The sequence below is a fragment of the Staphylococcus edaphicus genome, from assembly GCF_002614725.1.
Classification (GTDB): domain Bacteria; phylum Bacillota; class Bacilli; order Staphylococcales; family Staphylococcaceae; genus Staphylococcus; species Staphylococcus edaphicus.
Genome location: NZ_MRZN01000018.1, coordinates 18,000 through 33,339 on the forward strand (window position 1 = coordinate 18,000; position 15,340 = coordinate 33,339).

The 15,340-nt window shown below is 34.3% G+C and carries 11 protein-coding genes and 1 pseudogene; 4 read left to right on the forward strand and 8 right to left on the reverse strand.

Going from position 1 to position 15,340, the window contains the following annotated elements; genetic code table 11:
- Window positions 1-56: 56 nt before the first annotated feature.
- Together BTJ66_RS10355 and BTJ66_RS10360 are read right to left on the reverse strand one after the other, a co-directional pair.
- Window positions 57-1,301 (reverse strand): annotated as a pseudogene (locus BTJ66_RS10355) (ammonium transporter).
- A gap of 110 nt (window positions 1,302-1,411) precedes the next feature.
- A complete protein-coding gene (locus BTJ66_RS10360; RefSeq protein WP_099090879.1) occupies window positions 1,412-2,275 on the reverse strand; it encodes a GNAT family N-acetyltransferase in 864 nt (287 codons plus the stop codon).
- A 183-nt stretch (window positions 2,276-2,458) separates the two neighbouring features.
- Between BTJ66_RS10360 and BTJ66_RS10365 the strand changes: the two genes are divergently transcribed.
- Entirely contained in the window at window positions 2,459-2,737 is a 279-nt protein-coding gene (locus BTJ66_RS10365) for a hypothetical protein (RefSeq protein WP_099090880.1), read from the forward strand.
- A gap of 86 nt (window positions 2,738-2,823) precedes the next feature.
- Here the strand turns inward: BTJ66_RS10365 and BTJ66_RS10370 are convergent, their stop codons facing one another.
- Together BTJ66_RS10370 and BTJ66_RS10375 are read right to left on the reverse strand one after the other, a co-directional pair.
- Entirely contained in the window at window positions 2,824-3,804 is a 981-nt protein-coding gene (locus BTJ66_RS10370; RefSeq protein ID WP_099090881.1) for a LysM peptidoglycan-binding domain-containing protein, read from the reverse strand.
- A gap of 164 nt (window positions 3,805-3,968) precedes the next feature.
- Window positions 3,969-4,748: an arylamine N-acetyltransferase family protein gene (locus tag BTJ66_RS10375; RefSeq protein ID WP_099090882.1), complete on the reverse strand. Its 780-nt coding sequence runs from the start codon at window positions 4,746-4,748 to the stop codon at window positions 3,969-3,971.
- A 283-nt stretch (window positions 4,749-5,031) separates the two neighbouring features.
- Between BTJ66_RS10375 and ilvD the strand changes: the two genes are divergently transcribed.
- On the forward strand, window positions 5,032-6,726 hold the full coding sequence (gene ilvD, locus BTJ66_RS10380; protein ID WP_099090883.1) for a dihydroxy-acid dehydratase: 1,695 nt from the start codon (window positions 5,032-5,034) through the stop codon (window positions 6,724-6,726).
- A 655-nt stretch (window positions 6,727-7,381) separates the two neighbouring features.
- On the opposite strand, the gene BTJ66_RS10385 is transcribed toward ilvD, so the two are convergent.
- The 3 genes from BTJ66_RS10385 to BTJ66_RS10395 all read right to left on the reverse strand — a co-directional run bounded on the left by BTJ66_RS10385 (window position 7,382) and on the right by BTJ66_RS10395 (window position 12,219).
- Window positions 7,382-7,909, reverse strand: a complete 528-nt coding sequence (locus tag BTJ66_RS10385) for a GNAT family N-acetyltransferase (RefSeq protein WP_099090884.1) — start codon at window positions 7,907-7,909, stop codon at window positions 7,382-7,384.
- Between the two features lie 317 nt (window positions 7,910-8,226).
- Complete coding sequence (lip, locus tag BTJ66_RS10390; protein ID WP_099090885.1) at window positions 8,227-10,551, reverse strand: YSIRK-targeted triacylglycerol lipase; 2,325 nt, start codon at window positions 10,549-10,551, stop codon at window positions 8,227-8,229.
- 339 nt (window positions 10,552-10,890) lie between these two features.
- Window positions 10,891-12,219, reverse strand: coding sequence for a sodium-dependent transporter (locus tag BTJ66_RS10395; RefSeq protein ID WP_099090886.1), 1,329 nt, complete (start codon window positions 12,217-12,219; stop codon window positions 10,891-10,893).
- A gap of 302 nt (window positions 12,220-12,521) precedes the next feature.
- On the opposite strand from BTJ66_RS10395, the gene brnQ reads away from it, so the two are divergent.
- Window positions 12,522-13,835 (forward strand): branched-chain amino acid transport system II carrier protein, encoded by a 1,314-nt coding sequence (brnQ, locus tag BTJ66_RS10400; RefSeq protein ID WP_099090887.1) that lies wholly within the window; start codon window positions 12,522-12,524, stop codon window positions 13,833-13,835.
- A 184-nt stretch (window positions 13,836-14,019) separates the two neighbouring features.
- Window positions 14,020-14,394: an iron chaperone gene (locus BTJ66_RS10405; protein WP_099090888.1), complete on the forward strand. Its 375-nt coding sequence runs from the start codon at window positions 14,020-14,022 to the stop codon at window positions 14,392-14,394.
- 165 nt (window positions 14,395-14,559) lie between these two features.
- On the opposite strand, the gene BTJ66_RS10410 is transcribed toward BTJ66_RS10405, so the two are convergent.
- The gene (locus tag BTJ66_RS10410; protein ID WP_099090889.1) at window positions 14,560-15,297 is read right to left on the reverse strand and encodes an alpha/beta hydrolase; all 738 of its coding nucleotides are present in this window, start codon (window positions 15,295-15,297) and stop codon (window positions 14,560-14,562) included.
- Window positions 15,298-15,340: the final 43 nt, after the last annotated feature.

Below are 15,340 nucleotides of genomic sequence, written 5' to 3' on the forward strand. Positions count from 1 at the left end.
TTATTAATTACGCTATAAAAAAGATGAGACAAGGATGTCTCATCTTTTTTATTCTATTATTTACGTTTATTTAGCTTATTTAATTCTCCACTGAAATAGGCACGCTCGCCGTGTACAACGTAATCTAATCCATGTGCTTCTTCTACTGTATCTGTACCTAATTCACTAAATTTAGAAATGACTTTCGCAATGATATAAGTCATAACGCCACTAAAAACGATTGTGATAGCAACAGCTATAAACTGATTCACAATAGGTAGAAAGCCGCCACCTAATAACAGACCATTGACTACATCGCCGTTAATATGATGTGACTGAAACACCCCTGTTAAAAGCGCACCGACAACGCCACCGACACCATGTATACCAAATGCATCTAATGCATCATTATAATTCAATTTGCCTTTAATATAATTAATAACAAAGTAACAACAAATACCACCTATAAGCGCAATAACTACAGCATTCATATATCCTACAAAACCTGCCGCTGGAGTAATCGCTACTAACCCTGCAAGCATACCTGATAACATACCTATCAAACTGGTTGTCTTCTTCATTCAATATTCTATTATCGACCAACCTAATGCGCCAGCACTGGCTGCAAGTGCAGTATTTACAAATGAAATCATCGCTATCTTATCAAACGTTAAGGCACTACCTACATTAAATCCATACCAACCAAACCAAACCAATATTCCTCCGATAAGCGTGATAATCAAATTGTGTGGTGGTCTTTTATCAAAATTTTTACCAGCACCAATCATAATTGCTAACACTAGCCCTGATACACCTGAAGTGATGTGCACGACTGTTCCACCTGCATAGTCAATTGCACCTATTTTATCAATCCAGCCACCGCCCCATACCCAATGAGCTACCGGACTATAAACACAAACAACCCACAAAAATACAAAAATCAAATACGGGATGAATTTCATTTTTTCAGCTATTGATCCTGATAAAATTGAAACTGCAATTGTACAAAACATTAATTGAAATAGCATAAATAATGCTAAAGGGATATGTTCCGAAATTGCTGATTGCGTACTAAAACCGACGTGAGATAATCCTATATATGTAAAATCTCCAAACAGTAAATTTCCATTTCCAAAACTAAAGCTAAACCCAAATAATATCCACGCAAATGTTACAATTACTATTGCCGACATACTCTGCATAACTGTATTCAATACATTTTTAGATTGAACCAATCCCCCATAAAATAAACTCAACCCTGGCGTCATCAACCAAACTAGCAACGTACAAAGAAATAAAAATAATGTATCATTCATATTCATACCACTCACTCCTTTGTATCGGAGCATAAACCCGTTCCTTTAAAATAGCAAAAATGCGTCATGTAAAATAACACTATATGTTATCTTTTCTGACACATTTCTACACCATTTTATTTAATTTCTCGCTTTAGAATATAGACTGGCCTATTTTCTAAAGTTGCTTCTCCTACGATATGGTAATGACATTGTTTATATAGTTGTTGAGCGATGTCATTATCATCATTGACCGTTAAACAAATCTCTTGAATCGTCGGAAAATTAATTTTCAAATAATTCGGTAACGCCTTAATAATCTGCTTACCGTAGCCAGACCCACGATAATTCACATCAATACTGAACGACCTAAAAAATATAGCGTGTTTATTTTCAGAATATGGTGCAACACCCTTACCTTCATGTAATGTAAAAAAACCAATGCACTGATTTTTGCCATTATAAACTAATGTTGGATGCCTTTCCTCGTCATTCTCAGCAAGTACAATATTTTCCTTTGGTGTCTTTGTGAATTTTAAATCATCTGCTGAAAGGTTAATACGCTCAATATCAGCCATTAAGTCTGCCTTATAAGGAACAAAATAAACGACATCATCTTGCTTTGATTGCTCATCAATCCAAGTTAATACAGCTGGAGCAATTTGATGATGATCATGTTTACTCACCCATTTTAAATCAGTTATTTCCTGATCAGGTACCACGGAATTCCAATCTATTTCAGCAGTCGTTTTAAAACAATTCAATTCGGTTTGCGTGTTTTTCTGAGGATACGCTTCTCCTACAACCGTCGAAAGGTAGACAAGTGAAGATTCAGGTAAATCTACTTGTAATTCTTCTTGAATTTCTCTTGTTAACGCTTCTGTATATGACTCATTTGCGTCTATCTTTCCACCAGGGAAATAATATTTCTCTCTATTCCTGGCTTGAACAAGCAATAACTGCTCATCAAATTCAACTACCAAGCATACACATTTAATCATTCCGCATCCCTCCACACCTTTGTTCATCAATCTTTCTATTTTTATATTAACAGCGCTTATGTTATCATATTTTATTATTGTATACATTGTATATTTTAAATACCATAAACATTTTATTAACTAGCTTATATCACTATAAATTAAAGTGAGTTAGTAATTTTCAAAAACGGAGGACTCAACATAATGGCTAAAAAAACTAAGATTAATCGTATTTCAAATGCAATTAATTTTGCAAGCATAGCAATTGAAGGTTTTAACTGGTATGCCTATCAATCAAAAAACAAAAAATTAATTTATGCAAGCATAGCAGTTACCAGTGTTAGTGCCGTATTAGATTTTTATACTGCTTTAAAATCACCACGTAAATTCGCAAAAATCTTTTCTACTTTCACACTAGCAGGCACACTGTTCTCAACAGTTAAGCGCTTAAAAAATGTTCGCAAAGATGAAGTGAGCATCTAGTCGTAACACTTATCATGCCGTATTAAAAAAGACTCGTATCGCAGTATTGATATCAATACCGTGTTACGAGTCTTTTCGTAATTATCTTAATGTATATATACATAAGAACTAACTTGTGAAGCAGGAATTGTTCTGTACGTTACAATTCCTGGTGATGCGCTATAATTCATTTCAGAAACTGTAATACTACCATTGGCATTTACAGATTCTACAAATGCTACATGGCCATAGTACCCCATATCAGATTGTAAGATAGAACCTACAGTCGCTTTACGATTAATTGTATAACCATCAGCTGCGGCAGCAGTATCCCAATTATTAGCATTCCACCAATAAGTACTGATACCTTTACCGATTTGAGCACGTTTATTAAACACATGCCAAGTACATTGACCCCAATCATATAAATTAGAATGATTAAAGATTGGTGTTTTATAGCCAGTTGAACCAGTATTACTTGATCCTGATCCACCTGAAGATGCTGTACCAGATACTTTTAATTTTTGTCCTGGGTAAATGTTAAAGTTATTTAAACCATTTAAACTCATGATTTTTTGATACGTAGTACCATATTTAGCTGCAATGGCTGATAATGAATCACCAGATTTCACTGTATATGTTGTTGTACTACCACTCGTATTACCTGAATTATTTGATCCAGCTGAAGATGCTGTGCCAGACACTTTTAATTTTTGTCCCGGGTAAATATTAAAGTTTGATAAACCATTTAAGCTCATGATTTTTTGGTATGTAGTGCCATGTTTAGCTGCAATACCTGATAAAGTGTCACCAGATTTCACTGTATATGTTGATCCAGTAGCTGTATTTGATGATGTATTAGAACTTGTTGAACCGGATACTTTCAATGATTGGTTCGGAAAAATAACATTTGACGTCAAATTATTAAGTGACTTTAATTTAGCCACTGACATGTTAAATTTATTCGCTATTGACCATAATGAATCTCCGCTTTTAACTTTATAAGTTGTTGCGGCGTCTGCATTTGTCGAAGTAACTGCCGCTAACGCGCTTGTCCCTATTACAGTTGCAATAATTTTTTTACGCAATTTATGTAAACCTCCCAATTTCTCTCTTTTGTTCGCTTGCTTTCTATATTCACTTGTTTATTATACACCCTTGTGTTGTAAATAAGTATATTAATTATATGACATTCTTATTACAAAAGAGAACAATACGGTTGATTATAAATTAAATATTGTTCAACCTAGCATCACATAAAAATCTGTATCTTTATATTTTCAATACCAAAATAGTCTTTCAATAGCGCCTGATAATTATCTTGAGTTACAGGTATTTTTTCTTTTTTACTATGATGTGTAATTGTTAGATGCTCATTAGATAAGGTGACACGTCCATAAGATTTCGCTTTGCTAACAATTAATTTTTTAACAAAAATGGAGGCTTGATCATACTGGTTAAATTGAATAGCTTCTTCGAAACATGTTATTGTTTTAGCACAATCAATAGCTCGATACTGAATTTCCGAAGACCCATCTGTGTGTTTACTCATTTCAATTGTATTGGCATCAATCCACCGCGCTTGAAAATCACCACTCACATCACTAACAAAACACGACTCATCTGTGATAGGCATCGCTTGCTTTGGCACATCTGCATAACCGACATCCACTAAATATTTATTCCCTTCAATATCCACTATTAGCGCCATATGCGAACCTTCCATCGCCCAACCAGTTCCAGTATTTATGGTTGCTGATATGATATAAGCATCAAACCCTTTGGCCGTAATCCAATGATGAAAGAGATGATTTTGCTCATAACAAAATCCACCCCTATGTTCCACAATTATTTTATGCATCATTGATTCATCATCTAAAGCAATCGGTTGTTTATTTTGAACATTGATATTTTCAAAAGGAACATTGCTTACATATTTATCAATGTAATGATTCAACGTGCGTAAATCATTATGATGATATATTTCAGTATTTATATTTAAATAATCTTCTAACTTTTTAAAATCCGTCATTTTTTTCACCTTATTCTCATTTTAAAGTAATTATCAAATTATCTTTATTTTAATAGACTAAATCAGATTAAAACAATTTATTTGTATCTTTTAGCAATAACAAAAAAGGGTATCACAATACATAGACACGTTCATGCATTTGACACTAAACCAATAAATAGATACTGTGTATATTCGATGCTTTTTAAATTAATATACGTTATCGTTTTTAATTTTCTGATTTTTCAAACTTTTAAAATCATTTTAAACATTTAACAAATAAATTTTTAATGGAGGTAATTATTTGACTCAAGAACATAATGAGCACCAACAAGATTTACGTATTCGCAGCAAAGTCATTAGTGATGGTGTCAGTCGTACACCCAATCGCGCTTATTTACGTGCACTAGGATTTGAAGATGAAGATTTTCAAAAACCAATGATTGGTGTTGCTAGTACATGGAGCGAAGTAACCCCATGCAATATGCATATTGATGGTTTAGCACGCGCTTCAAAACAAGGGATTAGTGAAGCAGGAGCTTCTCCGCTTATTTTCAATACTATTACCGTATCCGATGGCATTTCTATGGGGACAGACGGTATGCGTTTCTCATTACCGAGCCGTGAAATCATTGCTGATTCTATAGAATCGGTTGTTAGCGCAGAGAATCTAGATGCACTTGTCGCTATTGGTGGTTGTGATAAAAATATGCCTGGGTGTATGATCGGTATCGCCCGGCTTAATTTACCCGCGGTATTTGTATATGGCGGTACAATATTACCAGGGAAATTAGACGGCAAAGATTTAGATGCTGTTTCTGCCTTTGAAGGCGTCGGACAATATAATAATGGGGAAATAGATAAATCTGAACTTCACAAAGTAGAATGTGCAGCTTGTCCAGGCGCTGGCGCTTGTGGTGGTATGTTCACCGCTAACACAATGTCATCCGCTATTGAAGCGATGGGTATGAGTTTACCAGGTAGCGCCTCTCATCCCGCCGTATCTATAAATAAATCTAAGGATAGTAGAGCAGCTGGTAAAGCCGTTTATAACTTATTAGAAAAGGGCATCTATCCAAAAGATATTATGACTAAAGAAGCATTTGAAAATGCCATTACAATGGTCATGGCACTTGGTGGGTCTACCAATGCCATTCTGCATTTACTAGCTATTGCACACACAATAGAGGTCGATTTAACGCTAGATGATTTCGAAAAAATACGTAAACGTGTACCACATATTGCCGATTTGAGACCAAGTGGTAAATATGTCATGGCTCACCTAGACGAAGTCGGTGGTATTCCAGCAGTTATGAAATTACTATACAATAAAGGCTTAATTCATGGTGATTGTCTTACTGTAACCGGCAAGACGGTTGCTGAAAATCTTGAACAACAACCTGATTTAACAGATAATAAAACAATTATTAATTTTGAAACACCAAAACACGCTACAGGTCCTCTAGTTATATTAAAAGGTAACCTCGCTCCTGAAGGTGCCGTTGCAAAAATATCAGGCTTAAGTGTCACATACATCAAAGGACCTGCACGCGTATTTGATTCTGAGTCTCAAGCTACCAAAGCTATATTAAATGATGAAATAAAACCAGGCGATGTTGTCGTTATTCGATATGCTGGACCTAAAGGTGCGCCAGGCATGCCAGAAATGTTATCTGCATCATCTATTCTTGTAGGTAAAGGATTAGGTGAGTCTGTTGCGTTACTTACAGATGGCCGTTTCTCAGGTGGGTCCCATGGACTTGTTATCGGCCATGCCGCTCCAGAATCTCAAGTAGGAGGACCGATGGCATTATTAGAGGAAGATGACATCATTACAATTGATGCAGAAAAATTAGAGATCAGTTTTGATGTTTCAGATGAAGAACTTGAGCGCCGTAATAAACAATGGCAAGCGCCACCTTTAAAAGCGACTCGTGGCACATTAGCGAAATACGCTAAACTCGTTTCCTCCGCTTCAAAAGGTGCAATTACAGATTAAGCACACATCTCGGACAATTCACAGCAAATCTTTTATTAATAGGGGCTTTCACTCTATAATACCCTAGACGCAATTACGAAACTATTGAAGTACTACTATTGAAAGACACATACAAGCACCACCAGCGTCTCCATTATGAACAAGGTAGAAACATGATTATGTTTCTACCTCGTTATTTTTTTAAAACTTTAAGATTAATTTTGATTAAGACACTTTTGCATACGCAATTGTTTTTATTTTCTGTTTTTTGGCATCTACGAATGATTTTTTACTACTTAGGAAATACTCAACACAATTGAGCACAATTATATTAAAGTAAAGATAACAAAACAAAGCGAGGTGAGTTACATGAGCTTTATCATTGATATCATCAAAAAAATCGTTGGTTTATTCACAGGTAAATAATTTTTAAAATTATTCGAGAAGCTAAGACAATTACATTGTCTTAGCTTCTTTTCATATATATAGACCCACTTCTCAATTTATTGAGTTAGTGGGTCTTATGCATGAGCTACAGCTCAGGTAATCCTTTAAAACCACTTCTCAATTTATTGAGTTAGTGGGTCTTATGCATGAGCTTTAGCTCAGGTATTCCTTAGTCCTAGCTACTCTTGTCCAAAGTAGTCGATGACAACTTTTAAATCTTTTTTGCATATTAGCTATTATTAGCCCATTCATTCTTCAGAATGCCCATTTTAATAGCATCATAGAATTGCCCCTCTACTATTCTCGCTTGACGAATTCTAGCTTCTTCTTTCATACCAGCCTTCGCTGCAAGCTTAATCATCCGTTCATTGCCAGACCACGTGGATATACCCAATCTATGTACAAAATGATTTTCAAACAAATAATCTATCCACAGTTTAAATACCTCAGTCCCAATACCACTCTCCCAATATGCAGAATCGTAAATAACAATACCTATTTCTAACCAATACGTTCCTACCGTGCCTACAAATTGACCCTCTACCATGATAGCCAACGTACTTTCTACATTGGAATAGATGTAACGCGTTTGCTTAGCCTGATCAAAAAATGTAGCTTTATCTAATATTGGTTCATGAATATATGGCCCATTCCATTTTTTCGCTTCTTGTTGCTTTTCCTCATATTTCCAATAATAAATGTCATTTAAGATTGAATCTGTTATCGTTACTAATTCGCCTTTTGAAAATTGAATCATTGAAACACCCCCATCGTATTAGTGATTATAATACGCGAATGTCCATTAAAATTATACTGCTACATACAAAAAACCTTCTAAAGTCTACACTGGTTACATGTTAACTTTAGAAGGCATCTTGGCTATATAGGCCTTATTAAATTGTAGTGAACCTCATTAATGAAAAATACATTTCGAACCATCTTGGTACAATAATCACTTGCTATGTCCCTTTATGAGAAAAATAATGATTTAATTACTCTGAAGAAAGAACCTAATAAATCGAATAAGTCACCTGTCATGCTCATGACCTCCTTTGAAAAAATATACTGCACACATTATGCTTCCACTTGTTCATTACGTACTAAATCTTCGGCTAAACCATGCCAAAACTGTTGTAGCTCTTCTGTTGAATGGCCATAGTCCGTAGCATCTTGACCAACGAAGTCTACGTGATCCCAACCATGTCTGATTGGCGTTACTTGCCAAATACCTTTTTGAACTTTATCTGTTGCTTCAGTATAATCTTGGTTAAATGGATGTAGCGATGAGATGGTAGATACCAGACCATCATTTACACGCCAATCTTTTTCAGCTGCTTTACCAATTAAATTACCTGTAACAGTAAATCGTAGGAACATATCGATATCGGACTTCTGTTTACCTAATAACGTCGGTCTTGTAGATTCACCTGTGTATGTTTTATAAACAATATTCGGATTCAATGATGTTTGCTTATTTAATTTATCTGCGCCTTCACGCGTTAAATCATAAAATCCGTTATCTTGTGTTGTCCATAGCGCACTGTTTTGAACACGTTGTACATAATTAGCATATGATTCGCCTTCTCTTTGTTTAAGCCCCCATTGGCCAAAACCAAAATCCACTCTAGAATTTTTATTTCCTTTGAACTTGGCATAATCAAAAGCTAATTGTCTTACTAGCGCCTCGTTACCTAATTTATCTGCTGCAATTGTACCATTATGTGGCGTGCCTAATGTCGTAATTGAATTTATCATATTATCATTATTACCTTGATATAATGGTGAAATTTCACCACCGTGTGCTTGTTGATATGCTAACTCTTCTTTGTTGCCGTTACGTAATAATTCTTCTAATTGTCTCACCGTTTGGCCACCCATACTATGTGCTACTAAATGCACTTTTTGTCCTGGTTGCCAATCTTTATACACACCTTCGTATGTTTTTCCATAACGATCATGTCCATATTTTTCAGCATGTGCCGCACCATAGTCTACAGTACCGCCTTTAATATAGTAATAAAGTTCTACAGCACGATCATAGTTGCTACTTAATGCACCGACGCTCGCTTCATATGTTTCATATCCATTACTTTCTAAGTCTTGACGAATATTTAATTTATCGCCACCCCAATAATGGGATAATACAGATGGATTGATATCATCTGTAAAGCCATTAAAACCATGTACTAGAATGATTGGGTCTTGATTTTTATATTGTCCTTGTTTCGCAGTCTTATTTGGTTGTTCATCAGTTTTAGCTACTGATTGCTGCGTTTGATTTTTAGGTGTTGCTATCGCGTTTTCTTTTAATGTTTTTAAAGTTTTATCTTGACTATCTTTACGGTTATCATCAGAATGCGTATCTGTTGCTTTTTCCCCGTTCAATTTATCTAATGAGATATTTGCTTTGTCTGCATTGACATTATCGCCTTGCTTATTAGAAGATTCGAGTTCCGTTGAAGATGTATCTGTATTTTCAGTTAGCTTGTTTTTGGCTGGCTGATTGTATTCTGGATCTACTGCTTCTTTCTCTTGTTCTGCCTTATCTTTGGCATTGTATTCCGGATCTACCGTTTCTTTCTCTTGTTCTGCCTTATCTTTGGCGTTGTATTCCGGATCTACTGCTTCTTTCTCTTGTTCTGCCTTATCTTTGGCATTGTATTCTGGATCTATCGTTTCTTTCTCTTGTTCTGCCTTATCTTTGGCATTGTATTCCGGGTCTACTGCTTCTTTCTCTTGTTCCGCTTTATCTTTGGCGTTGTATTCCGGATCTACCGTTTCTTTCTCTTGTTCTGCCTTATCTTTAGCGTTGTATTCCGGATCTACTGCTTCTTTTTCTTGTTCTGCTTTATCTTTAGCGTTGTATTCCGGATCTACTGCTTCTTTCTCTTGTTCTGCTTTATCTTTAGCATTGTATTCCGGATCTACCGTTTCTTTCTCTTGTTCTGCTTTATCTTTAGCGTTGTATTCCGGATCTACTGCTTCTTTCTCTTGTTCTGCTTTATCTTTAGCATTGTATTCCGGATCTACTGCTTCTTTCTCTTGTTCTGCTTTATCTTTAGCATTGTATTCCGGATCTACTGTATTTCCTTCATCTACTCCGTTTGCTTGGCTAGATTGTTGTTCGTTATGTAAGCTTAAATTCTTCGTGTTATTTTCATCTTTCGTTTGTGCATTATCATTTTCAGTCGGTGTAGCTGGTGCTTCATTCACTAGTTTTTCTTGATTATCATTCCCCAATTGATTCCCATTCAACTGTTGTGCCTTTGTATCTGTTTGATGATCTTCTTCAGCAGCTTGAGCTGTTCCTACGCCTAAAAATAGTAATGAACCTATTAATATGGAAGAAGCGCCGAAAGTAAATTTACGTATACTGTATTTGTTTTGTTGTTTGTCCATGTTCAACACCTCTTAGTTAATGATTTTTACACATTTAAATTGCATCGATTTTAGATGAAAAGATTAACGATAAAACGTGGTATCAGTTCAAAAAACTTACCAATTAAAGCTTTCATACGATTCAACCTCCTTTTAGAAAACGCTTACACAAATTCTAAAAATTTTTATTTATTAAAAGAATTGATAGCAATGCTAAATGAATTTATTGCATCTAAAAAACGAAAACTTTTAATAAATAATTTAATTAGATTCTACTAAATAACAGCCTTCAAGTCAATAATAGAGCGCAATTTAATTTCGTACAATAAAAAATACTCGTCGATTAACGACGAGTATTTTTTAGATAAATTGAACAACAAATATTAAAATAATAACTAACGGTAAGATGAATTTCACTAAATAGTACCAAGGCATAAATAATTTAAATTTATCTTTTCCAAAATGTTCTCTTAAATCTTCTTTATTTAATAATTGCCCTACTACTAACGTAGTACCCAATGCACCTAATGGCATCAATATATTAGATACTAAGAAATCCATATTATCAAATATTGTACCTGCCGCAAATTGAATACCACTTAGACTACTAAATGATAATGTAGCAGGTATACTAATGATAAATACTAATAAACTAGCATAAAATGCCACGGGTTTCCGCTTAGAATTGTCATTTTTAGTAAAATTCGAAACATTTAATTCAAGCAGTGATATAGACGAGGTAAGTGCTGCAAACAAGAATAAAATTAGAAAAATCAAATAAAATCCTTGTCCAAAAGCCATTTGGTCAAATACTTTTGGCAATACTTTAAATAATAGACCCGGCCCTTCTGTTGGACTGTAACCAAAGGCAGCGATTGCAGGGAATATTGCCAAGCCTGCAAGAACAGAAACTAAAATGTTCATTGCTACGATTGAAACTGCAGATGTCTTAATGGTCATTTCTTTTGACGCGTAACTCGCATAAGTAATCATTCCCGTTGTCCCTAAAGATAAAGTGAAGAATGATTGTCCGAGCGCAAACAAGACACCTTCCATAGAAACATCTTGTAAACGTGGTTGTAAGATATATTTCAAGCCTTCCATTGAACCTTCTAATGTAAGTGATTTAATAACAATGATAATTAAAAAGACAAACAGCAATGGCATCATAAACTTAGACGCTTTTTCTAATCCTTTTTCAACACCCATCATGACGATAGCCATAGTTAATAGTATAAAGATACCTTGTCCTGCAATCGTTAACCAAGGATTTCCTATAATGGTTTCAAATTGTATACTGCCTAATGTGTTATTGCTAAAAGTTAATATCTGAAATGCCACATTGATGATATATATAATAATCCAGCCACCAATCACACTATAAAAGCCAAACAATATAAATACTGCTAAATTACCATTCCAACCTATGATATTAAGCCATTTTTTCTTCGTCAATTTTTCATATATATTAGTAGTATAGGTTTTTCCCATTTTACCTACAGTAAATTCCATCATTAATAGCGGTAAGCCTACAAATATCGTAAACAGTAGAAACATAAGTAAAAATGCGCCACCACCATATATGCCAGCCATATATGGAAACTTCCACATAGCCCCTAGTCCAATAGCAGAGCCAGCACTCGCTAAAATAAATCCTGTCGAGGATTTCCATTGTGATTGTTTATTCATTCTTTTACATCCTTTATTTTTTACAAAACTTCATTACGTTAAAGCGTTTATGTAACATAGCATCTACTATAACATTTTTTTCCACTTGACTCAATCAATTTTTTTATGCATTATTTTCTTATTAGTGTCACAATCACAGTGATAGTAATAGCTTTCAGTAAGTCAATATTTTATGAAATATCAACAAAGTAATACTTTAAATATTAAAAATTATCTGACATTTCATTGAAAATTCGTCTCATTTATGGTAAAGTAGCATGTGTTTTGTACAAGACAATCTCCTTGAAATTGAGGTATCAAGAATGAATAAACTCATAGTAATTTCTGGTCTAATGTTATTTTCATTTTTCTTTGGGGCCGGAAATTTAATATTTCCACCTATGTTAGGTTATACAGCTCAAGAAAATATGTGGGTTTCAATGACTGGATTCGCCATTACAGGGATTTTACTTCCCTATTTAACTGTAATCGTTGTGGCATATATGAACGGTGGCGTTGAAAGTATCGGCAATAAGGTACATCCAATATTTGGTACAGTCTTTGCGATCTGTATCTATTTATCAATCGGGGCACTTTATGGTATTCCACGTGCCGCTAATGTCGCTTATGAAATAGGAACTAACCATGTGTTACCAGTACACAATCATTTTACTTTAATTATTTTCTCACTCATTTTTTTCCTTGTTGTTTATCTGATTGCGCTTTATCCAAATCGTATCATTGATAACCTAGGAAAATATTTAACGCCTATACTCATTATTATTATTGCAGCCTTATGCATTTTAGTAATTATTAACCCTGAAGGTTCGATTGGACAAGCGAGCGGTAAATATGCTGAAACACCCTTAGTATCAGGTATTTTAGAAGGTTACTTCACTATGGATTTAGTAGCTGCACTGGCTTTTTCTGTAGTAATCGTTCAAATGTTCAAATTGAGTGGTGTCAATGATCATAAGTCACTTGTTAAAAATGTAATTAAATCTGGACTCATTTCAGCAATATTATTATTAATTATCTATTTTGCACTTGCTTATGTCGGTGCAACAACAAGTCATGAAGGATTTAAAGATGGCACTGGTATATTAACATTCAATTCATTACGCGTATTTGGTTCAATAGGTAATTTATTGTTTGGTATTATTGTTATCTTAGCATGTTTAACAACATGTATTGGTTTAGTCAATGCGTGCGCAGCTTTTGCTATGAAGAAATTACCAAAAGTATCATACAAGAAATTTGTATTAATTTTTTCTTTATTAGGTTTTTTAGTTTCCACTTTAGGATTAGAACTTATTTTGCAAATTGCTGTACCGCTTTTAACATTTATTTATCCTACATCTATTGTATTGGTTCTTATATCGTTAGTAAGCATATTTATTCCATTTGAAATGAAATTCGCGTTTATTTTACCGACTATTATGACGTTAATCATTTCTATGCTACAAATATTCAATGATTTTAAACTATTCCAACCACTAATCACACTATATCAAGCGTTGCCTTTAGCAGCTATCCAATTAGGTTGGTTAATACCATTCATTGTTTTACTAGTTGTCGGATTAATTATTGATTATTTCCTGAAAAATAAACCTGTCAGATCATCACAAGCGACCTGACATTTTGGCTTTAAATAGCCATATTTAATTAATCGAACATTCATTATCTAATTCATTTCTTTAGATACATGGATGTTCTTTTTAGTTAGAAGAAGATTTATAGTGCTAGACTTTGTTATGATGAGTAAAAATAACTATATGCATAGCCATGACATATATAAAACGAATAGAATGGAGTTGTAATATGACGGACACTTTTGATACATTTTTAAAAACAATAGATAATGAAGCACACAGAACAAGGTTAGAAGACATCTTTAACTGGATTACGGATACATTCCCTAATCTTGAAAGAACTATAAAATGGAACCAACCCATGTTCACCGATCATGGTACGTTTATCATTGCTTTTAGTACTGCCAAACAACATGTCTCAGTTGCACCCGAAACTAAAGCTTTAAATGCATTTACACAACAAATTGAAAACGCTGGTTATTCACAAACTAATAATCTCTATCGTATAAAATGGAACCAAGATGTAGATTTCGTATTATTAAACGACATTATCCAATACAATATAGATGACAAATCCGACTGTGATACATTCTGGAGAACTTAATACTAAACTCTCAATATAAAGCCCCATCACACTAAAAATAGTGATGGGGCTTTAAACCATAGACGCTCAATTTAATTTGAAAGATTCATTTTAATAAATATTAGCTTTTCTCATGTATTTGTAAAATGATTATCACATTAATTCCTAAGTGTAAGTTACAGTATTCTAATAGTCTTCAAAAAATGCGATAATATCTTGTTCTACTTCGATATGGCCTTCTCCATAAGTCATCAAGTGTTTTGATGGACCATATCCTTTCATTTCTTTATCGTCGTGTTGAATATGGTTATAAATATAGTGCGCACTCGTTGCATAAGCCTCATCATCTTGCTCACCATATTTAATAGCAATTGGTGCTGTAATATTTTTTAAATTAGACATGACGTTTTCCACTAGTAATTGAAACTTATTCAGTTCTGGACTGTAACTTTCAATTTTTCCAATTTGTTTATCTATCTCTGTGTTGTCTAGACCAACTAAGCTTCCCATGCGTTGACCATAATTTTCAAGTCTGCCTGATAGACCAGCATCACTCTTTCTATATGGTGTGGACATTATGGCTACTGAACTAACATCTTCACTTTCAGCTAATTTCAATGACAATATGCCACCTAAGGATAAACCACACACACTAATTGCTTCATATCCTTTGTTCTTTAAGAATTGATAACCCGCTCTCGCATCTTCCAACCAATCATCAACATCAAATGACATTAATTCTTCAAGCATAAGTCCATGACCTTTGTAGGCAGGTACATAACATGTAAATCCTGCTTTATTTAAATTTTTTGCTAATAATTTTACGTCTCGTACAGTCCCTGTAAAGGAATGTAACAATAATATCGCCTTGTCAGCATTTTCATGTTCCAAAAATATTGGGTTTGGTGCTTTTACGTTAATCATTATTTGTCACTCCACATTTTAGTTTCCTTATGTATTGTAATTG